This is a genomic window from Companilactobacillus bobalius, from assembly GCF_009764355.1.
In genome coordinates this window covers 131,978-153,962 of sequence record NZ_LNUA01000060.1, presented here as the reverse complement: position 1 = coordinate 153,962, position 21,985 = coordinate 131,978, and the positions used below count along the sequence as shown (strand labels likewise).

At 35.2% G+C, this 21,985-nt stretch carries 16 protein-coding genes, 3 tRNA genes, 1 riboswitch and 1 other annotated feature; of the genes, 11 read left to right on the top strand and 8 right to left on the bottom strand.

The genetic code is table 11. The annotated features are described in order from the left end of the window. The first annotated feature begins 73 nt into the window (after positions 1 to 73). A complete protein-coding gene (locus ATN92_RS14240) occupies positions 74 to 1,384 on the top strand; it encodes a hypothetical protein (protein ID WP_056951488.1) in 1,311 nt (436 codons plus the stop codon). A 211-nt stretch (positions 1,385 to 1,595) separates the two neighbouring features. After that, complete coding sequence (locus tag ATN92_RS14235; protein WP_056951486.1) at positions 1,596 to 3,395, top strand: heavy metal translocating P-type ATPase; 1,800 nt, start codon at positions 1,596 to 1,598, stop codon at positions 3,393 to 3,395. On the opposite strand, the gene ATN92_RS14230 is transcribed toward ATN92_RS14235, so the two are convergent. Beyond that, positions 3,390 to 4,013, bottom strand: a complete 624-nt coding sequence (locus ATN92_RS14230) for a DNA-3-methyladenine glycosylase (protein ID WP_082604493.1) — start codon at positions 4,011 to 4,013, stop codon at positions 3,390 to 3,392. The two genes, ATN92_RS14235 and ATN92_RS14230, sit on opposite strands and share 6 nt — an antisense overlap. A 115-nt stretch (positions 4,014 to 4,128) precedes the next feature. On the opposite strand from ATN92_RS14230, the gene ATN92_RS14225 reads away from it, so the two are divergent. Both ATN92_RS14225 and ATN92_RS14220 read left to right on the top strand, forming a co-directional pair. Beyond that, positions 4,129 to 4,200: transfer RNA gene (locus ATN92_RS14225), tRNA-Glu, on the top strand. 4 nt (positions 4,201 to 4,204) lie between these two features. Beyond that, a tRNA-Val gene (locus ATN92_RS14220) sits at positions 4,205 to 4,277 on the top strand. A gap of 120 nt (positions 4,278 to 4,397) precedes the next feature. On the opposite strand, the gene ATN92_RS14215 is transcribed toward ATN92_RS14220, so the two are convergent. After that, positions 4,398 to 5,072, bottom strand: coding sequence for a hypothetical protein (locus ATN92_RS14215; RefSeq protein WP_056951484.1), 675 nt, complete (start codon positions 5,070 to 5,072; stop codon positions 4,398 to 4,400). 93 nt (positions 5,073 to 5,165) lie between these two features. Further along, positions 5,166 to 5,244: riboswitch (SMK box riboswitch) on the top strand. Between ATN92_RS14215 and metK the strand changes: the two genes are divergently transcribed. Together metK and ATN92_RS14205 are read left to right on the top strand one after the other, a co-directional pair. Beyond that, the gene (gene metK / locus ATN92_RS14210) at positions 5,242 to 6,438 is read left to right on the top strand and encodes a methionine adenosyltransferase (RefSeq protein WP_056951482.1); all 1,197 of its coding nucleotides are present in this window, start codon (positions 5,242 to 5,244) and stop codon (positions 6,436 to 6,438) included. It overlaps the preceding riboswitch by 3 nt. 75 nt (positions 6,439 to 6,513) lie before the next feature. Beyond that, positions 6,514 to 7,992, top strand: a complete 1,479-nt coding sequence (locus tag ATN92_RS14205; RefSeq protein ID WP_056951479.1) for an MDR family MFS transporter — start codon at positions 6,514 to 6,516, stop codon at positions 7,990 to 7,992. On the opposite strand, the gene ATN92_RS14200 is transcribed toward ATN92_RS14205, so the two are convergent. After that, positions 7,936 to 8,586: a phosphatase PAP2 family protein gene (locus ATN92_RS14200; protein ID WP_056951477.1), complete on the bottom strand. Its 651-nt coding sequence runs from the start codon at positions 8,584 to 8,586 to the stop codon at positions 7,936 to 7,938. The two genes, ATN92_RS14205 and ATN92_RS14200, sit on opposite strands and share 57 nt — an antisense overlap. Positions 8,587 to 8,668: 82 nt before the next feature. Here ATN92_RS14200 and ATN92_RS19435 point away from each other — a divergent pair, with 82 nt between their 5' ends. The 3 genes from ATN92_RS19435 to ATN92_RS14185 all read left to right on the top strand — a co-directional run bounded on the left by ATN92_RS19435 (position 8,669) and on the right by ATN92_RS14185 (position 14,641). Then, positions 8,669 to 9,958: a glucosaminidase domain-containing protein gene (locus tag ATN92_RS19435; RefSeq protein WP_056951476.1), complete on the top strand. Its 1,290-nt coding sequence runs from the start codon at positions 8,669 to 8,671 to the stop codon at positions 9,956 to 9,958. Continuing rightward, positions 9,957 to 10,169 (top strand) — a binding site (T-box leader). It overlaps the preceding gene by 2 nt. A 41-nt stretch (positions 10,170 to 10,210) precedes the next feature. After that, a complete protein-coding gene (gene leuS, locus ATN92_RS14190) occupies positions 10,211 to 12,625 on the top strand; it encodes a leucine--tRNA ligase (protein ID WP_056951474.1) in 2,415 nt (804 codons plus the stop codon). A gap of 378 nt (positions 12,626 to 13,003) precedes the next feature. After that, entirely contained in the window at positions 13,004 to 14,641 is a 1,638-nt protein-coding gene (locus ATN92_RS14185; protein ID WP_411762974.1) for a putative polysaccharide biosynthesis protein, read from the top strand. 45 nt (positions 14,642 to 14,686) lie between these two features. Here the strand turns inward: ATN92_RS14185 and ATN92_RS14180 are convergent, their stop codons facing one another. Next, complete coding sequence (locus ATN92_RS14180; RefSeq protein ID WP_056951472.1) at positions 14,687 to 15,526, bottom strand: NAD(P)H-hydrate dehydratase; 840 nt, start codon at positions 15,524 to 15,526, stop codon at positions 14,687 to 14,689. Between the two features lie 66 nt (positions 15,527 to 15,592). On the opposite strand from ATN92_RS14180, the gene ATN92_RS14175 reads away from it, so the two are divergent. Continuing rightward, positions 15,593 to 15,676, top strand: a tRNA-Leu gene (locus tag ATN92_RS14175). 137 nt (positions 15,677 to 15,813) lie between these two features. On the opposite strand, the gene ATN92_RS14170 is transcribed toward ATN92_RS14175, so the two are convergent. Further along, complete coding sequence (locus ATN92_RS14170) at positions 15,814 to 17,187, bottom strand: FAD-dependent oxidoreductase (protein ID WP_056951471.1); 1,374 nt, start codon at positions 17,185 to 17,187, stop codon at positions 15,814 to 15,816. A gap of 108 nt (positions 17,188 to 17,295) precedes the next feature. Beyond that, positions 17,296 to 17,685 carry a hypothetical protein gene (locus tag ATN92_RS14165; RefSeq protein WP_056951469.1) on the bottom strand — a complete coding sequence of 130 codons (390 nt, stop codon included), beginning with the start codon at positions 17,683 to 17,685 and terminating at the stop codon, positions 17,296 to 17,298. Positions 17,686 to 17,868: 183 nt separating this feature from the next. On the opposite strand from ATN92_RS14165, the gene mscL reads away from it, so the two are divergent. Next, positions 17,869 to 18,264, top strand: a complete 396-nt coding sequence (mscL, locus tag ATN92_RS14160; RefSeq protein ID WP_056951467.1) for a large-conductance mechanosensitive channel protein MscL — start codon at positions 17,869 to 17,871, stop codon at positions 18,262 to 18,264. A gap of 41 nt (positions 18,265 to 18,305) precedes the next feature. Here the strand turns inward: mscL and ATN92_RS14155 are convergent, their stop codons facing one another. Then, entirely contained in the window at positions 18,306 to 18,749 is a 444-nt protein-coding gene (locus ATN92_RS14155) for an ASCH domain-containing protein (RefSeq protein WP_056951465.1), read from the bottom strand. A gap of 92 nt (positions 18,750 to 18,841) precedes the next feature. Then, positions 18,842 to 21,760, bottom strand: a complete 2,919-nt coding sequence (locus ATN92_RS14150; protein ID WP_143444267.1) for a hypothetical protein — start codon at positions 21,758 to 21,760, stop codon at positions 18,842 to 18,844. Positions 21,761 to 21,985 lie beyond the last annotated feature (225 nt).

Genomic DNA, 21,985 nt, shown 5'->3' with positions numbered 1-21,985 from the left:
GGCTGTGTTCCATTTTTTTTTGGATATTTCTGTTAAAATATTCAAAGACAATTAATATTAGGGTGAGAAAATAATGAAACGAATAACGAACGTTTTTAACGAAGGTGTTTTGGACCTATTGGCCAATGCTGGAGTTGCGATACCGTATTTTTTTTGTTTAACTTTGTACAATCAGAATAAAAATATATTTGTCTATGCATTGCCGTTCTTAATGTTATATACATTTAGAGCTTTGGGAATGTTATTGACTACCTTTATTACACTACCAGCTTCAACTATGCTTGCTATGTCCAGTCTTTTTGGAGTCATAGGATCATTGTGTATTTTAGGTGCAGGTAATCCTGTCTTTGGAATAATTGGGGGAATTCTATTAGGATTGGCTTCAAGTTGGATCTGGCCGTACTATTTAACAGTTAGATCGCGAGGCAAAATGGATAAAGAGTTCAAGTTTAATCGGATGCATACATTATCGGTTATTTTGACTTTAATATTATTGGTTGTTGTTCAATTGATTGCAACCCAAACTAAGATGTTAAGTTTATCCTTTGTCTTACTAGCTTTTCTATTCTTCGCTGCCATGGTAGGTGGGATGAACATTACTCATCGTTTGACCTTTTACCAAGGAATTGAAACTAAACAGAAATTTCGTGTTAATTCACTATTTAGCCTAATTGTTTTAGCTAGTTTAGTTATGCTAGTCTTCATCATTCGTTATACTAGGTTAAAGGCTGTTTCTCAGACATTTGATCTGATCATCAGTATAGTGGCAATTATGCTATTTCTTTTCTTGGCATATTATCAAATTGACATCCATAAAAAGATTTTTCCCGTAAGCTTAGTAGCTATTAATCGTGGAGTAATCATGAACTACGTTATGCTTTACGCGGTGTTTGATAGTACCGTTAGATTTGGATTTAATTCTTTAATGCTGATTTATGCGATTTATTTAATTGGTTTTGAATTGGGGCCTGTCATTCTAAAGAAATATCAATCATTTAGATATCCATTACTTCTAATTGGTTTAGTATTATCGCTATTTAACTTTACTTATTTTGTCGGGTTATTTCTCTGTGCTATCTTTGTGGGAACTGATAATCGTATTTTAAATGATGCTCTTTATAATCATCCTGATTTGGATTCTGAAAGAGCCTTCTTAATCAAATATCAACTTTCCTGTATAGGTAACGTGTCACAACAATTAGTTTATATGACGACTATTTACTTTATTAGTTATTTTGCAAAAATAAATGCATTAGGGTTCTTTAATAATCACGTAACTGATGGCCCAACTAATTCAGTTTTGTATGGAGTACACATCTTCATAACCGCAGTTGTCTTTATTTATGCAGCAACTACGTTTTACTTTGCACATGAAAAAGAATAATAAATTTATAAAAGGTCTACCTAGTATCTAGGTAGGCCTTTTGAGATGCATTGTCATAACGCCGTTATGATAAATGATGATGAAATTTATAGTATGATAAACGAATCTAAATGAGAATGATTCTAAATTATGTCCCTAAATACTATTTTTATAATTTGTAAAATTGTATAATTATGTTAATGAAAAGTATTTCAAGGGAGGACGTGATTTTATGAATTCCGATAAAATTAAATTATATGCAACACTGGCAATTGGTGTTATTGCGGCAGTATTGGAATTTATCTTTCATTTGCCTAGCTATGCCCAATTGATAATCAGTATTTTAGGCTTATTGTTGGCTTTAATCATGTTTATCGATATGGTAAAGGTAATAAAATCGGGTAACTTCGGAATTGATTTATTAGCGATTACTGCAATTGTAGCGACAATTGTATTGGGCCAATACTGGGCTGGATGGATTGTTCTACTAATGCTCACAGGTGGAGATTCCTTAGAGGAGTATGCGGCCAATAAAGCAAAAAGTGAATTGAAATCACTCTTAGATAATACTCCTTCACAAGCACACTTGATTGTTGATCAAACAGTTAAGGATATTGATATTGATGATGTTAAAATCGGTGATGAGTTACTGATTCGTCCTAAAGAGCAAGTTCCAGTTGATGGAGTAGTGTTTGACGGGACTTCGGAAGTGGATGAATCATCTTTGACTGGTGAATCAGTTCCTGTAACGATTGGTAAAGATTCACATGTTATGTCTGGTTCGATCAATGGAGAGAATCCTTTTAAAATTAAAGCCGAAAAAGTGGCTGCTGACTCGGAGTATCAAGCCATTGTTAAGTTAGTTAAAGAATCTGAAACACATCCAGCACACTTTGTTAGATTGGCTGATCGTTATGCAGTTCCTTTTACATTGATTGCTTATGTAATTGCGGGGATTGCATGGTACATTTCTAAAGATCCGATTAGAATTGCTCAAGTCCTAGTAGTGGCATCACCGTGTCCATTGATTTTGGCTGCACCGATTGCTTTTGTTTCTGGAATGAGTCGGACAAGTAGAAATGGAATTATCGTTAAGTCAGGAACGGCCCTAGAAAAATTGAATTCTGCTAGAACAGTGGCTTTTGATAAAACAGGTACCATTACTGAGGGAAGATTAATTGTTAATGGTTTCAAATCAGTCAATGGTTTCGGCAAAGATCAAGTTATGGTCTATGCTGCATCTTTGGAACAGAATTCAAGTCATGTTATGGCTAAGGCTATTGTCGACTTTACTTTAAAGCATAATTTGGAATTATTACCGGTAACGGATTTGAAAGAAACAACGGCTGAAGGAATTGTGGGTAAGATTGGTGATATTGAAGTTAAGGTTGGTCAAGCTGAGTTTGTAACTGATGAAAAAGTAGATTCCGTGAGTGGATCAGGTGTTTATGTCTCAATAGATGGAGACTACGCAGGTGTGTACAGCTTGTTGGATCAAATTAGACCAGAAGCTAAAACAACGATTCAAGGATTAAAAGATTTTGGCATTAGTAATATTTTAATGATTTCAGGAGACAAAAAAGAGGCAACCGAATTGGTTGCTTCAGAAGTGGGTATTACAAAGGCATTCCCATCTAGTTTGCCAGCTGATAAGGTAAAGATTATTAGAAGTTTAGGTAAAGAGTATCATCCTACTGTAATGGTTGGGGATGGTGTTAATGACGCTCCTGCCTTAGCTTTAGCCGATGTCGGAATAGCAATGGGGTACAAAGGAGCTAATGCCGCCAGTGAGTCAGCTGATGCGGTCATTTTGCAAGATGATCTTAGCAAAGTAACGACAGCTGTTAAAATAGCCCACGATACGATGAAGGTTGCTAAAGAAGCAGTATTAATCGGAATTTTCATTTGTGTCGCTTTAATGATAGTAGCTGGATTTGGTTTAATTCCAACCATTATTGGGGCAATGCTTCAAGAAGTAGTCGATACAGTAGCTATTTTGTACGCTCTTCGTGCTAGAAGTGATAAATTATAACCAACCGTATGTGTCTAAATTCATTTCTCGTTTTGGTAATTTAGATACGTAAGGATTTCCCTTTACGATAAAACGCATATTTTTTGAAGTCCAAGGTTCCTTATTCTTCACACCGATTCTTGGTGTGGCAAGAATTTCTTGAGGAGTCTGGACTTTTTTTGCGGAGAAATTAAAGTTGTGTTCATTTAAGACCGTTCCAGATAAGGACTTATCTTTAATGCCAAAAGCTGCCATCCACTTGGCAGGTCCATTGCTGACATCGAAACCAGTTTTACTACGATTCTTTTCCATCAAGTCAATTCCCTCTAATGGTTGTAACCCACGGATTAAGATACCATTCGGTGTTCCAGCTTTTTGAATACTGATATCCATATCTAGCCAACTATGAATTGAATAAATATAGATAGTCCCACCAGATTGATAGAGTGGATCGTTAGCTTTAGTGTGACGACCATTATAACTGTGAGCGGCCATATCGATTGGGCCTAGGTAGGCTTCTGTTTCCACGATTAAACCTGAAAATTTTCCCTGATCAGATTCATAAGTAAAAGTATGTCCTAACATATCTTGAGCTAAATCCATTGTTTTTGCGCTTTCAAAGTACTTTTGTATATCCAAAATTCAAATTCCTCCCAATTTTTCAAAAAAGTTAAAAAAACCTCTTGCAACGTCTTTATTATTATTGTATTATATTTCTTGTGCTTGAGAGAGCAATAAACAAATAAATATTTATGACCCGTTGGTCAAGTGGTTAAGACACCGCCCTTTCACGGCGGTAACATGAGTTCAAATCTCGTACGGGTCATTTTGGAGGATTAGCTCAGCTGGGAGAGCATCTGCCTTACAAGCAGGAGGTCACAGGTTCGATCCCTGTATCCTCCATACCAAAAACTTTTAAACATCTAACTTTGTTAGATGTTTTTTTGTATCAAAAAAAGCCATCCTATGAATATAAGATGGTTTAAATATCTTTTTTAAGGATAAGTACAAAATTGACTTAATTTAGATAATTAAAATCAAATTTCCGATTATACGATAGAAAAGATTTGGCTGTGAAAATTTCTGATACTTTTTCAAGAGAGCCATAATCACAACAAAGATAACAATGATGAGAGCTGTCCAGATACTGATATAATTTAAAATGAAGAGCATGAATGACAATATAGAAAAGACAATCAATTGTAGATAATCGTATTTAGTTCCTTCAAAATAATCTATCAAAACGCAAGCTAGGTTGATCAATAGTAGTGGCACTACAAAATTGATGGAAATGAAATGCATATAGGTAAATGCCAGTGCTATGGACATAAAACTAGGTACGATGAAATCCTCAATTAATGAAGCAATATTCTGATAATTGTCTGGTAAATACTTGAGCATATATAGGAAGACTAATTGCACGAAAACCAAAATAATAACGAATTTATTGAGCGAATGCATCGAAAGTATCGCCAAGAGAAGATAAATGCCACTATATAGTAAGTGGAAGTATTTATTCGGGTTTAAAGTGATAATATATTCCTTATAAAGAGCCACCATTGCAATCATGATAATCAGGAAGCCATGAATAGTATAGTTGTTCAAGTTGTGTACAAAAATAAATATAAATGGAAAAATATGATAACTAATAAATTCAATAAGGGATGCTAATAATTTTTTAGATTTTAAATTGTTCATGTGAAGCTCCTTATACTTATAAAATCATATTAATGTAAGAAAAGTTTAACGTCAATCGCTGATTTACTATGAAAACTGGCTAATTTTGTGTTAACCTATTAAAAGGTTCCTGATGGGATCCTTTTTTTGCGAGGAGAGGCCCTGTAACCGAAAAGGTGGAAAGAAAATTATGTCAAAAAATTATTTATTTACTTCTGAATCAGTTTCAGAAGGACATCCAGATAAAGTTGCTGATCAAATAAGTGATGCAATTCTCGATGCTATTTTAGCAAAGGATAAAGATGCACGTGTTGCATGCGAAACAACTGTTACAACAGGTTTAGTCCTAGTTGTTGGTGAAATATCAACTTCCGCATATGTTGATATTCAAAGCGTTGTTCGTAAGACCATTACCGATATCGGTTATGATGGTTCTAACCCAGGATTTGATGGTAATAGTTGCGCCGTATTGGTAGCACTAGATGAACAATCTCCTGATATTGCACAAGGTGTTGATGACGCGCTTGAACAACGTGACAATCACCAAGATGCTGATCCATTGGACCAAATTGGTGCCGGTGATCAAGGTTTCGTCTTTGGATTCGCTACAAATGAAACTAAAGAATTCATGCCTTTACCAATTTCTCTAGCTCACAAGTTAATGAGAAAAACAGCTGAGGTTAGAAAGAACGGTACAATTGATTACTTGATGCCAGATGCTAAATCACAAGTAACAATTGAATACGATGGTAATGATCATCCAGTTCGTGTTGATACGATTGTTATCAGTACACAACACAAAGCTGAAGCTAGCTTAGACCAAGTCAAAAAAGATATTAAGAAATATGTTATTGACGAAGTTGTACCAGCTAATATGATTGATGACAAGACTAAGATTTTGATCAATCCTACTGGCCGTTTTGTTATCGGTGGACCAGAAGGAGACTCCGGACTTACAGGACGTAAAGTCATCGTTGATACTTACGGTGGTTTTGCTCGTCATGGTGGTGGTGCTTTCTCTGGTAAAGATGCTACTAAAGTTGACCGTTCAGCAAGTTATGCTGCAAGATATATCGCAAAGAACCTTGTTGCAGCAGGTGTAGCTGAAAAGGTTGAAATTCAAATTGCATATGCTATTGGTGTTGCCAGACCTGTATCAATTCATGTTGATACATTTGGTACTAGTGACTTTTCAGAAGAACAAATTGAAGAAGTTATCAATAAGTTCTTTGACTTACGTCCACTAGGTATTATTAAGATGCTTGATCTACAAAGACCAATTTATAAGAAGACGGCTGCTTATGGTCACTTCGGACGTACAGATATCGATTTGCCATGGGAAAAACTTGATAAAGTTGATGATATTAAGAGTTTCTTGAAAATTTAATCGATGATTAGCAGAGGCGTTCTTTAAAGTTTAACTTTAGGGAGGGTCTCTTTTTTTATGGGAGGAATTAATTAAATGACACAAAAGAATCAATCGAATGTTGCAATTGTCACGATTGCCGTGTTTATTGCCACATTCATGACTGCAATAGAGGGTACAATTGTTTCAACGGCTATGCCGACTATTATTGGGAGTTTACATGGAGTTAGTTTAATGAACTGGGTTTTCTCAATATATTTATTAATGACGGCCGTAGCAACACCAATTTATGGTAAATTATCCGATATAATTGGTAGAAAACCAGTATTAATGATTGGCTTAGTTTTATTTGTTATTGGATCAACGCTATGTGCAATGTCAAATTCAATGTTGACCTTAATTTTAGCACGTGTGGTCCAAGGAATTGGCTCAGGAGCTATTCAACCATTAACTTTTACAATTATTGCTGATATCTATCCTTTAGATAAACGTGCTAAGATATTAGGATTCAATGGATCAGCTTGGGGAATTGCCGCCATTATTGCTCCTTTACTAGGTGGTTTTATCGTTGAAAAATTGAGTTGGCACTGGGTATTTTTAATCAATTTACCAGTTGGCTTGTTAACGATGAGTTTGATTTGGATCTTCTTTAAAGAAGAAAAACGAGAACATGAGAAATTACGAATCGATTACGTAGGCACTATCCTATTAATTTTGACTTTATTGCCATTAATGTTAGCTTTACAAAATATTGGTAGTAGCAATATCTTTTTACCAATTGGTTTAACAGCTGTTTCAATTATATCCATTTTCTTATTTATTCACGTTGAGAAGCACGTTGCTGATCCGATTTTGCCGTTAGAATTATTCAAGAATAAAACTTTTGTTATTCAAAACTTATTAGCATTGATTGTCAGTGGCTTCTTGATTGGTTTTGAAGCCTATATTCCTACATGGATGCAAGGAATCCTTGGTTTGAGTCCATCAATGGGTGGATTTGCTGTTACACCTAGTTCAATTATTTGGATTTTTGGATCATTCTGGGCTGGAACTTTGATAAAAAAAATGGCACCCAATCGTGTCATTTACATCAGTTTATTTTTCTTAGCTATTGCTAATGGATTGCTTTTGATGGCAGGTCCAACAACACCATTTATCTATTTCTGTGGTTTAGCTGCAGTAGCTGGGTTAGGATTTGGTTTAACAATCACTACCACGACGGTTACAGCTCAAACTGTTGTTGATCCCGAAAATGTTGGAGTTGCCACTAGTTTCAATACTTTATTGAGAACTATTGGTCAATCCATGATGGTTTCTGTGTACGGAATTATCTTGAATACTGCTTTAGCTCGTGGTGCAGCGGAAAATAAGAATATTTCAGTTGATATGATGAATAAGCTGATCGACCCACAAACGGCAAATTCCTTACCACATCAACTTTTGCCCAAAATGCGACAAATTCTTTTTTCAGGATTGCACAATATCTATGTGGCATCTCTTGTATTATTAGTATTGGGTTTAATTCTTAATGCCTTTGAGTTGAAGAATCGAAAGATCCTTGGCTCTGAACAATAAAGTGTTAAAAGTTACGATTATAGCTGCAAGTGTATAACCGCCTAGAACATCACTAGGATAATGTACACCCAAAAAGATTCTGCTATAGCCAACTAGTAATACCATAATGATTGTCATTATGCTGATGATTGCTTTGATTTTTAGTTGTTTGAAAATGTGAACACTAATAATTAATAGCGATATGTATAATGCAAATGAGCTTGCTGAATGACCACTTGGAAAACTATAACCACCAGCATAAACATAATGGTAATGACTTGGTCGAGGTCGTTCTATTATGTTTTTTATTAGACTATTGAGTAAGGCAACGACGACCTTATTCAAAACTAAGTAGATAGCGGCGTAGTAATATTTCTTAATCACTAATAGGATAAAAAATATTGCAGCAATCAGTATAGTGGGAAAAGTGTCACCAAGATTGGTAATTGGCTTGAAAATGCTTAGTGAGAATTGATTATGATGGTAGATTTGTTGGATGAGATTGGTATCAAATTTAGTAATAATTGTACTTTTTAAAGCTACATTTATACTCCAGAAGGTAAAAAATATTACTAAAATGATTAATAAAAGGGATATTTTTTTAGATATTTTCATAATTTTTGGTCTCTCTATTGTTTAAGATTTTGTTAAGAAATATAATATATAGTATAAAGATTTTGAGGAGAGCAAAATACTTATGGTTATTACACGTCGTGAAAGAAAAATTGAAGATAGTCGATTGACTAGATTAAATAATAAAAGAAGCAAGAATACAAACTTGCGCAAGAACATGACCATATTAGGTTCTAGTATGTTTGTTGGTGCTGCGGTAGCCGAAATTGCCAATGTGTCTGCTCCAATATCTGTTAAAGCTGAAGCTTTGTCGGTAAACAATTTGTTATCTCAAAACTCAGCTGTTACAACCACTCCAGTTAGCTCTAAAGGTGTAGGAGATCAAGAATTTATTGATTATATTGGTAATTCTGCTCGGAAGCTTGCCTCAAACAACGACCTTTATGCATCAGTTATGATTGCTCAAGCCATGATTGAAAGTGGTTGGGGGACTAGTGGTTTAGCTAGCGCTCCTAACTATAATTTATTTGGTATCAAGGGTGAGTACAACGGTGCATCAGTTAATATGGGTACACAAGAAGATGATGGAACTGGTAGTCTTTATTCAATTAATTCCAACTTCAGAAAATATCCATCATATAAGGAATCACTTGAAGATTATGTGTCACTTTTGAGAGGTGGAACAACTGGTAATTCACAATTGTATGCTGGTGCTTGGAAGAGTAATACCAATTCATATAAAGATGCCACTAAGTTTTTGACTGGCCGTTATGCCACCGATACGACTTATGCGTCTAAGCTAAATAGTATGATTGAAAAGTACAATTTGACTCAATTTGATGATGCTAGTGCTAAGACTTATACAGTTGCTCAGGATGATACTTTGCAAACAATTGCCGCCAAATTTAATATTTCAGTTGATGATTTAATGAATATGAATAATCTTAAAACTGACAATTATATTTATCCAGGCAAGACTTTGATTGTTAGTCAGGCTACTACTGCTGATAGTCAAACAACGACTACTAATACGGCCAACGCAAATAACGGTAATATGGTTAATACTGCTAATAAGGCTACGACTGACAAAGATAGTGATGTTGGCAATGTTGGTGATGCTTATGGTAGTAAGCAGGCTCCAGTGATTGTTCAGGATGAACGTAGTGGAGTAAAGAAGTATGTTCCATCTGATAATTCAGATTCAGATTCAACAGCTATTAATGTTCAAAATGATTACAGTGATAATAATTCTAATAGTGATACTGATAGTCAAACTAATAAATCAGTAACCGTTCAAAATGGTGATACGATTGACTCTATTGCATCACAGGCCGGAACAACAATTGATAATATTAAGAAATTAAATAATCTTAATTCAGATTTATTGGTTGTCGGACAAACATTATTGGTATAAGATATAAAGCAACGGAAGTAGTAGATTATAAAAATTCTTCACAGAAAGCGCATGGGGATGTGAATGCGTAGATTTTTATTTTCGAACTCGTCCACTAATAATAGTTACCGAACTTAAGTAAGTGACTGCGCTTGATCCTCGTTAAGGATTTTGAGAGTCGTACTTATTTGAGTACGGAACTTAGGTGGTAACGCGATAACTCGTCCTATGATTATATTAATCATAGGACTTTTTTTGTATAGGAGGAAAAATATGTACAATCACAATACCGTTGAAAAGAAATGGCAAAAGTATTGGAAGGAACACGAAACTTTCAAGACTACAACTGATCCAAATAAGAAGAACTTTTATGCTTTAGATATGTTCCCATATCCATCAGGCCAAGGACTTCATGTAGGTCATCCTGAAGGATATACGGCAACAGATATTATTTCAAGAATGAAACGTGCTCAAGGTTATAACGTCTTGCATCCAATGGGCTTTGATGCTTTTGGACTACCAGCTGAACAATATGCTTTGAATACTGGTCACAATCCAGCAGATTTCACTGAAAAAAATATCCAAAACTTCAAACGTCAAATTAATTCATTAGGTTTCTCATATGATTGGGACCGTGAAGTTCAAACAACAGACCCTAAGTTCTATAAATGGACACAATGGATTTTTGAACAAATGTATAAAAAAGGTTTGGCTTATGAAGCAGAAGTTCCTGTTAACTGGTCACCAGATTTAGGAACTGTTGTTGCTAACGAGGAAATTATTGATGGTAAGACAGAACGTGGTGGTTTCCCAGTTATTAGAAAACCAATGCGTCAATGGATGCTAAAAATCACAGCTTATGCTGACAGATTAATTGATGACTTGGATGATATTGATTGGCCTGAAAGTATCAAGGAAATGCAAAGAAACTGGATTGGTCGTTCAGTTGGTGCTCAAATTACCTTCCCATTAGTAGATCATGATAAGAAAGTAAATATCTTTACTACTAGACCAGATACTGCCTTTGGTGTTCAATATATGGTTTTGGCACCTGAACATGAACTTGTTGATGAAATTACTACTCCAGAACAAAAAGCAGCTGTTGATGCTTATAAGGAAGAAGTTTCACACAAGTCTGATCTTGACAGAACTGATTTGAATGATGAAAAGACTGGTGTCTTCACTGGTGCATATGCTATTAATCCTGTAAATGGTGATAAGATTCCTGTTTGGATTTCTGATTATGTGCTTGTTACATATGGTACGGGAGCTGTTATGGCCGTTCCTGCTCATGATGATCGTGACTTTGCTTTTGCAAAGAAATTTAATTTACCAATGAAGCAAGTTATTGAAGGTAATCTTGAAGATGGAGCAATTACTGGCGACGGTAAGCATATTAACTCTGACTTCCTAGATGGCTTGAATAAAGAAGATGCCATTAATCGTATGGTTGAGTATCTAGAAGAAAAGGGTATTGGTAAAAAGAAGGTTAACTATCGTCTACGTGATTGGGTATTCTCACGTCAAAGATACTGGGGTGAACCAATTCCTGTTATTCATTGGGAAGATGGTACAACTTCACTTGTTCCTGAAGATGAGTTGCCACTTAAATTACCAGAAGATAGTGATATCAAACCATCAGGTACTGGTGAAAGTCCACTAGCTAACCTAACTGATTGGGTAAACGTTGTTGATAAGAACGGTCGTAAGGGTCGTCGTGAAACTAATACAATGCCACAGTGGGCTGGTTCATCATGGTACTACTTGAGATATATTGATCCACATAATGATAAAGCATTAGCTGACTACGATCTATTGAAGCAATGGTTACCAGTTGATCTATATATTGGTGGTGCCGAACATGCCGTATTGCATCTATTGTATGCAAGATTCTGGCATAAGGTATTGTATGATTTGGGGGTTGTCCCAACTAAGGAACCATTCCAAAAGTTATTTAACCAAGGAATGATCTTAGGTAAAGGTCATGAAAAGATGTCCAAGTCAAAGGGGAACGTAGTTAACCCAGATGATGTTGTTGAACAATATGGTGCCGACACATTGAGAACTTATGAAATGTTCATGGGTCCTTTGGATGCCTCAATTGCTTGGTCTGAAAATGGACTTTCCGGTTCATCCAAGTTCTTGGATCGTGTTTGGAATCTCTTTATCAATGATGATGATTACAGCACATTGCGTGATGATTTCCTAACTGATGAAAATGACGGTAAATTAGACAAGGTTTACAATGAAACAGTTAAGAAAGTTACAGAAGACTATGATGCATTGCATTTCAACACAGCCATTTCTCAAATGATGGTCTTTGTTAATGAAGCACATAAGGTTGATACGATGCCTAAGGATTATGCTGAAGGATTGGTTAAACTATTAGCACCAATCGCTCCTCATATGATGGAAGAAATTTGGAATAAGCTAGGCCATTCTGAATCAATTTCATATGCTGCATGGCCAACTTATGATGAAAGTAAATTAGTTTCAGATACAGTTGAAATCATTGTTCAAGTTAATGGAAAACTTAGAGATAAGATAGAAGTTGCTAACGGCACAGCTAAAGATAAGCTAGAAGAATTAGCACTTGCTGATGAAAAAGTTAAGAAATTTACTGATGGCAAGAAGGTTGTCAAAGTAATTGTTATTCCTAACAAGATTGTTAATATCGTAGTTAAATAGTAATCAAAAAGAGGTTCCGGAAAATTTCCGGAACCTCTTTTAGGTTGAGTAATAAGCTAAATTGGACATTAAAGGGTGAGGGCTGATACTTGTATTAAATGAATAATTGCGTGAAACTACTTTTTGTGTAAATGAATAATAATTTTTGCCTAAATACCCAACGAATTACATTCTATCATTAATTAGGTGGTATATAATAGCGAGTAATTTGTAAAAATGTCTGAAATTTTCAGGAAGTTTGGAAAATTAATTTGCTTTTTTAATAAATTAAGCGTAATTTAAAATTTTTAGGATAAGAATTTTGCTATAATTAAATGGATAGTTTTTAAGGTGGTGCAAGTTTTGGGCGGAAATAAAAGCCATAATGAGGAAGAAGTAATGCCAGTGATGGATCCGGAATCATCTTCACAAGATACAATGTTGAAGGGTTCAGCTTGGATGACGGCTGGAAGTATTTTTTCTCGTATTTTAGGTGCAATTTATATTATTCCATGGATGGCATGGATGGGTTCTGATTATCCAGCGGCGAATGCTTTATTTGCTAAAGGATACAATATTTACAGTCTGTTTTTAATTGTTTCAACGGCTGGTATTCCGGGGGCTATTTCAAAGCAAATTTCACATTATAATGCCTTAGATGAATATTCAACCGGAAATAAATTATTTAAACATGGACTCAAGATTATGACGTTCATGGGTGTTATCTTTGGAGCAGTGATGTTCTTTGGGGCACCGGTTTTAGCAACATTATTTACTGATGGTGATCCCAGAAGTATCCCTGTCATTAAATCATTAGCGGTAGCAGTTTTGATTATTCCGGTATTAAGTATCTTGAGAGGATACTTACAAGGGTACTCAGATATGGCGCCGTCGGCTATTTCGCAATTTATTGAACAGATTGCCCGAGTAATCTACATGTTAGTTGCTACATATCTTATTATGGTGGTTAACAAGGGTAGTTATATTAATGCGGTTGTTCAGTCAACCTTTGCTGCTTTTATTGGAGCGGCAGTGGCTATTGCCATTTTAGTTCTAGCAATCTTAAAGAAATTACCAAAACTGAGGCGACTTTCTAGGAACAGCAAACCTGTTGAAAATCTAAATGAAAGAAATTTCACGCGTGAAATTTTTGAACAAGCTGTACCGTTCATCATTTTGGATGCAGGTATTACATTCTTTAACTTATTTGACCAATCTACCTTTAATCAATTTATGAGGATGTTCGTTAATGCTACTGGAGCACAGTTAGATAATTATTACTCACTCTTTGGTTTCCAAGCTAATAAGTTAATTATGATTATTGTGTCCTTATCATCAGCAATGGCTGTGACGGCAGTTCCTATTTTGTCAGGATTGTATTCTAAGGGTGATAAATCAAAGATTGAAGATCAAATTTCTAATACTTTGGAATTATTCTTTTTCATTATGATTCCGGCCTCATTAGGGATGTACGCCGTAGCTCAACCACTTTGGACGACTTTTTATCGTTATGATGCCTTGGGTGTCTTGATGTTACAATTTTCATCAGTGATTTCTATCTTATTAGGACTTTTCACAGTTCTTTCAGCTGTGTTACAAGCGTTATATCGTAACAAACTGGCTATTAAATACTTTATTTATGGCTTTATTGTTAAAGTGGTAGCGCAGTTACCAATGATTGGTATTTTTCATGAATTTGGTCCACTAGTTGCGACAAGTATTGGTATGGCAGTAGTTTCTTGGTTAATGTTAAGAGAATTGCATTTGAGCTATCCGTTCCAAACTGGAAGACTTTCACGACGTATTAGTGGAATTATTTTATTTTCATTGATCATGTTTATTTCGGTCATGTTTGTTAACTGGGTTGTTTTCCACTTTGTTGGTAACTCAGACCGAATTATCAGTGTGGTTGTTCTAGTTTTAGAGGCTGGTCTAGGTGGAGTAATCTACGGTTACTTAGTTTTAAAGACGTCGTTAGCTGATAAGATACTCGGTTCAAAAGTAGAAGGTATCAGAAGAATTTTTAATATTAAATAAAATCAAAAGCATGCCAATCCTTCCAGATTAGCATGCTTTTTTATGTTATTTAGTTTGACTGAATTTTTTCATGTACTTTGGTAACTTAGTAATTATTTTCGAAGGCAGAACAACGTAATTTTCCTTATAAAGTTTATCAGCAATTAAACTATGTATTAATAGGGCAGCTGAAACAGTTTCGAGAGAATAACCGAATTGACCAACAAATCCTGCCATAATACCGGTCAAAGTATCGCCCATACCACCAGTAGCCATACCAGGGTTGCCGGCTTGGATTTGGAAAGTTTGATTTTGATAATATATTTCAGATAAGTGTTTTTTCAAAATTAAAACAGCATTTGGATTTAATTTTTGAAGTTGTTCACGATTATTTTTTTCATTTTGTTCATGAATTGGCAAATGAGAGAGACGCTGCCATTCACCTTGATGTGGTGTCATAATAATATTGGCTTTTGTTTCCAAAGCAAGCTGCTGTTCAGCAATAATTGTTAAAGCTGATGCATCAAGAATCAATGTTTGGTTTTCGGTAGTTAAATTCAATGCTGCCTTAACTACGCCTTTGGCAATTGATGAAGTACCAAGACCTGGGCCGATGGCAATGACATCATTACTTTTAATAGCCTGAGCTAATTCATTTTTTTGACTGTAATCGATAGTCATGGCCTCGGGGATTTGTACATTAACAGCGGTAAATTTTTCTGGAGTGGTGGCTAAAGTTACTAAACCAGCACCGCTGTGAATGGCAGCGCTACTGCAAAGAATGGCTGCACCACCAAAATGTGTTGAGCCGGCAATAATAAGGATCTTACCGTAATTACCCTTATATGATTGTGGATTTCGTTGAGTAATCACGTGATTTAAGACATTCTTATTAATTTTTTCCATTACAAGTACCTCCAATTGTAGTATCATTTTAATTGTAATATATATCAGAAGTTAAATATATATTTTGCCACTGTGGCGGAATTGGCAGACGCGCAGCGTTCAGGTCGCTGTCTAGGTTTCTAGGTGCAAGTTCGACTCTTGTCAGTGGCATTTTGATAATTTCATAAAACTTCAAAAAGAGCTAATACCCTTGATAATAAAGGATTTAGTTCTTTTTTATTTTGCCCAAAATCAGGGAATAACAAAAAAAGTGTTCACGATTTGTGAACACTTTTTCAATAATTATTTTAAAAATCTTTTTCACCCAATGCATGCTGAGCAGCAACGTTTAAGATACTCCATTGTCTGTCGAATCCTGGTTGGAAGAAGAAGTCAGCATCGGCTAAATCTTCAACAGTTAATTTATGTTGGATGGCTAATGCTAGAACATTACCTTGAGCTGTAATGTCATATGTTGAAAGAATGGCACCACCTAAAAGAACGTGTGAAGTTGGATTGAAGAATAATTGAACAGAAACGGTAGGATTATCTTTACCTGCAGGAACATAAGCGGGTCTGAGGCTACCTTGATAGAAGGAACTCTTAACTTCAACGTTAGAACGTTGAGCAGTAAAGCTGTTAAGTCCACTTTCAGCAAAGTGATAATCAAAGACACTTAAAGCTGATGAGCCAACTACACCACCAAATGGAAGGGCAGGTTTCTTTTCAAATAGATGTTTTACAACGTATCTTGCTTCACGACGCGCTACAGTGGCTAAAGCAATTGGTACGTGGTTATTTGCAGGAATTGAGTAGGCTAATGTAGCATCACCAATAGCGTAGATGTCCTTTTGGTTGGTTTGAAGATATTCATTTGTCTTGATCCAGCCACGATCATCCAAATCGATTGTACCTTTGAGCCAATCTGTATTAGGTTTTACACCAGCAGCTTGAATGACCAAATCACTAGGATATTCAGCTTGATTAGTTTTAACACCAGTAACGGCATCAGTACCTACATATTCTTGAATTTTAGCACCTGTGACGACTTTAACACCCTTGTCTTCGAGATGTTTTTCAAGGATATCTGTCATTTCTTTATCAAGATAAGTTCCCAATGGGCGATCAATCACATCAAGCAATGTGACATTCTTGCCAGCCTTGACACTAGCTTCAGCAGCTTCAATACCAATATAACCAGCACCTACAACAGTGATATTTTTAACATTCTTATCTTCTAGTTTGGACTTGATTTGTGTAGCCCAATCAAAGCCACGCATTAGAAAGACATTTTTGAGGTCATTTCCAGGAATAGGGAGTGACTTAGGAGTGACACCGGAACTTAGAATTAATTTATCATAAGGGTATTCTTGAGTACTGTTATCCTTTGAATTGATAACAGTAATAACTTTTTTATCAGCATTGATCTTTGTAACTTCGTGATTATTTAAGATTTGGACATTTTCATTGGCTGAAAAGTCATCTGGTTTAAAATTGCGAACATCATGGACATCAGTAACACTGTTTTCCAGATATAGTTCCATACCACAGGACATAAAGGAGACAAAATCACCTGCTTCAAACAATTTAATATCAACGTCATCATAACGCTTTAATAATTCCAGAATAGATTGATGACCACCATGTGATGCACCAACGATAACAACTTTAGTCTTTGACATAAAAATAACCTCCGTTTTTCTTAATAAGAATCATTACAATGTAAGAATAGCTCTTATTAAAAATGGTGTCAATTAATAACTTAGTTTACAAATGTCGATACATTAGGCTTAGCTAAAAATAATTTTAGAAATCATTTTGGTGAGATTGCTTGGTGTTAATGGTAAATCACTTTGTTTTAGGAGAGTATTAATTTCATTTTTATTGAGATCATTTTTCAATCTTTTCAAATATTGAAAGCCGGAGATTGTTAAACCGTTTAATTTTATCAAAGTAACGTACTTTAAGGGACTAATAATACCCGAAATTAGACCATCATTAATCATACTAATGGTTGTATCTTGCATATCACGGATTAAAATCTGATTATTGTTGTCACTGGCAATGTACCCTTTAATAAGGGGATACTTTTGCGAATCATCAAGTAATTCTTGAAAATCTTTAGGGTTCTGTTCAGCAATAATTTCTAAAATCATTTTATACATGTCAAAGTAATTCATTTAATCACGACCTTTATAGAAAATTATAACTACATTATAAGGTTGCATATAGAAATTTAGAAATGAGATTGATAAATTTTGAAAATATACCTTTTGTATATATTAGTTTGTTAAAAAATTTGCAAAAATGACCCGAAAAACCCCATAATTATAGATAGTATAAAGATTTTAGGAGATCATAATATGATAAAAGAATTCAAAGATTTTATCAGTCGAGGCAATGTTTTGGACTTGGCTGTTGGTGTAATTATGGGTGCTGCCTTTACAGCTATTGTTCAATCCCTTGTAAGTAACTTGATCAATCCTTTGATTGGTTTATTCTTGGGCAAGGTTGATTTGAGCAATTTAGTCTTTAAAGTGGGGGACGCAACGTTCAAGTATGGAACATTTATTGAGTCGATCATCAATTTCTTGATCATTGCATTCGTAGTCTTTTTAATTGTTAAAGTGATGAATAAGATAATCAAGACACGTGAAGATGAAGAAGAGGCTGAAGAGGACAACAAAGATGAGGAAGTCGTTATGTATTTAAAGAAGATTTCTGATTCTCTAGAAGAAAAAAATCATCATGAAAACTAAAAAACATATCTCATAACCAATTAAGGTTAGAGATATGTTTTTTAGTAGATACGTTTAAATACTTCGCACAAGCAAGGAATTTCATCGTTAAATTCTTTTCCGGCTTCCTGATATTCTTTTTTAAAGAAATCCTCATGAACTTCTCGCCAATAGTCTAGAGTGCGATTGCCTTCACCTTCGTGATAGGCATGTTCAGCACTGACATATTTAAAAGGAACAACTTCGGTGACAAGCGTTTCAGTGATACAGAGAGGTTCTTCATTTCCGTCGAGAATGATGTTGTAGTCACCAACTTGAGGCAAGTACTCATCAGCAGTGTAGAGGTCATATGATGAAGTAGTAGCTGTTTTAGTACCATCGTAAACCAAATGAGCTAACTTATCTGGATCACCACCAAAGATCGTGATATCACCCAAGGGATAATAGAGCGAATTCTTATCTCTCAAAAATTTAAACCAATAGTCATGTATTTTTTCTTTGTCCATAATGACACCTCAAAATATAAATGTTAACTAAATGATATCGTATATAGTAAAAGATGACAAAATTAGATTGCATATTTTGTCATCTTTTTTTGCTATTTAATTGAATCAACAGTTTGCCAAGTCCAATGACTGACATAATTACCATTAGGGGAACCAGTAGTTCCGGTGCGGAAACCAATTTTGAGATTCTTTAAAATTCGTTTAGTAAAATCGGTTGTATATTCCCATTCGTCTCCGGTTTTACCGGTAGACTTACCGATAATAATATTCCAACTGTTAACTTTCTTATTTTTCCAGTAAACGTCATGAAGAAGGTATTTTCGATCAGGTTCATCACTTCTTCTATCGGGGTCACCAGTAGAACCAGAGTCATCACCATTATTCTGATCGTTATGGTTATCTTCTTCTTCTTGGTAAAATTTACTCATCGAAAGGCTGATAGCAATTGGATTAGAATCCTTTTCGCGATAGTCGTCTAGAATAACGTTTCCCTCATCAATTTTTGGCTCAGCCATACTTTCAGTAGTTGGTGAGACGGAAATAGTACCAAAATCAATTTTTTCAGGAGCCGTTAGAATCAGACTACCAGCGACATGACGGAAGTAGAAGAAGTCGTTTCCAATGTGATCCTCTGTATCAACTATTCGCATTTCAAGTGTATGAACGTCAAAATCATTACAATTTTTAATGTCCAGATCTTCGATTTTCCAAGGGTTAGATTCGCCTAGTTGAGGATTATCTAAATCTTCGCTAAGTATTTTTTCTTCACCGTCATCGATTATATAAGAAATACTTTTGATTTGCTTGCTATCTTTATCATTCCAATATCCTTCAAGTGTCATTTTGTGCATCATTGGATTGTAAGGTTCTTTTTTGGAAGAACCAGGGGAGACAACACTGATTTGTGGTTCGACAGTTGCAGGTTTTTTGAATTTAATAACGTGTTCTTTAATATTAGAAATATTGCCTTCTTTATCTTTCATATAAAAACGAAGCTTATGCTTGTTTTCTTTGAATTCGTTAAGAGGAATCTTTTGATTTCTGATTTCGTGATGCGTACCGACAGTAGCTTCTTTGGCAGATTGTTTAGCATCAAAAAGTACTTTAAAATCTTCGGGATCTTCACTATCAACAGAATAGTACATTGTTACATCAGTACTATCAAAGTCATACCACATACCAGTTAGAGGTAATTCATTTTGACTGATTGGTAAGATCTGAGGATTATCATCAGTACCATTTAAATCTAACTGAATAACAGGACTAAAAGTTTTTCCTCTAACGTCAATCTGAGATGTATATTCCATTTCAACTGTTTTACCAACGGATAAATCTTGTGGAGCAGTTCTCATGGTTAAACCAGCGTCCCAGGTACTTTCATCCTCTGCAGCTCCCAATCTTCCACCAGCAGCATCGGTTCTATTGGAGTCACCAGCATCGTATTGATCATTGAAAGCATTAAATAAGTGCTTAGGCACGTAAGGAGAGGTAAAATGTTTCGTCTTTTTATTGTGATATTTGGTAGGAGTATATAATGGAAAACCTGAATCTTTAGGTTTTCCAATTTTCCATGGATAATATCTTTCTCTAAGAGCAACAACACCAATTAAACCTGGATTATAACTGTAACCTTTGGTAGCCATATAAGAACTACTTGAAGAGCGAGCAGCCCAGGCGTCAGGTCCATTAGTTTGATTTGTGAAATAACTAGTACGTACGCGGCTGTCTTCCGATTGCATGTACATACCACGGCCATTACCTAAAGTACGTAATTTTAAATAGTTACCAATTCGACGGCCCTTAGCATCGGTAACTTCTTTATTGTCTTCATTTAATGATAGATCATGGTTAGAGAAACCAATGAAATTTTTAAAGAGTTCTTTACCGGTATTTTTAAATTTAATATTGGTAACGACACGTCCCATTTTATTGAAACTAAGTTTAATAGTGGTAGTGATTTCAGGGTTAGGACGATGTTTTTTATCGACAAAGTAGGCTTTTTGTTTGAAAACCATTTTTTGTTCTTCCAAGCCTGTTTGTGGATTAGTTCGATAATAAAATTTTGGTGTATCTAGCATAGAGTAACTTTGACCTAGCTTGTTAGGACCAGAAGTACCGGGAACACCGACACCATCCGATGATACAACATAGTTAAATAAATCATTAGAAATAAAAGTTCTAGGTGATCCGTTGGGACGGTCTTCTATTCCTAATGGGGAAAGTCCCATGTTGATGATATCGGGTGAGTCATAGTCTCCTTTTTGATTATCACCGTAATGATCAGTAAAAATGTGATTACCTGGAGCAGTAGGGCCATCCAAAATACGGCTACCTTTTTCGGCGTAAAGAACAGCAGAACCAGCAGCAGTTAAACTATTTACACGAGATTTACCACTAGGTTCATAGGAATCACTGACAGAGGCACGACGGATGGCGTAGTTATAATCCCCAAAATAAAGATAGGGGCGAGTGCTGGTTCCATCAGAGTATTCTTTAATGGGACCTTCACTGACACGAAGATGTTCTGCAAATGTCCAACCAGCTTCGTTAGCATCATCTGCAGCATCGTCAACCTCAGGTGTTTCACCAGAATACTTTTCAGGTTGATTTAATTCATAATCAAAAATATTTTCACCATTAGACTTTAATACAGATAATTGGAATGGTTTTTTATTATTGACGAAAAGTTTGAACGAATTGGTGTTAGGTTTATTCAAAGTAACGGTAGTTTCTAATTTTTCGTTATCGACTGTTACATTAGATTCACCAAGTTCTTCTTTTAAAGCGTTGATATCAAGCATATCTTTGACATCTGTCTTCAATATCAACTCTTTCTTTTCTTCTAGGACATAACTGATGATTAGTTCGGTATTTTCCTTATGTTGATATTGTTCTGCAACGTCAGCATCAGTCATTGGTGCAGCCTTAACCGTGGTAGTAGGTTTAAAGCATAGGAAAAGAATGCTTAAAAAGGATAATAAGCATAGTAAAGGCATGTTTTTAATTTTCATATAAGCAGCACTCCCTCAAACATGATTTTGATATCTTATCATCTGAATAATTTTTTTATGATTCAAATTAATAGAGTTAGTTTTTTGTGAAATGAAGTGCAAAATATTAAAAAAGATATTAAAAATATTAATAAAATACACATTTCTGAGAGGCACTTATATGAAAAATAAAAAAAGTGATAAACTTTTAAAACAAAATAGCAGTATCTATTTAGAATGGACGTA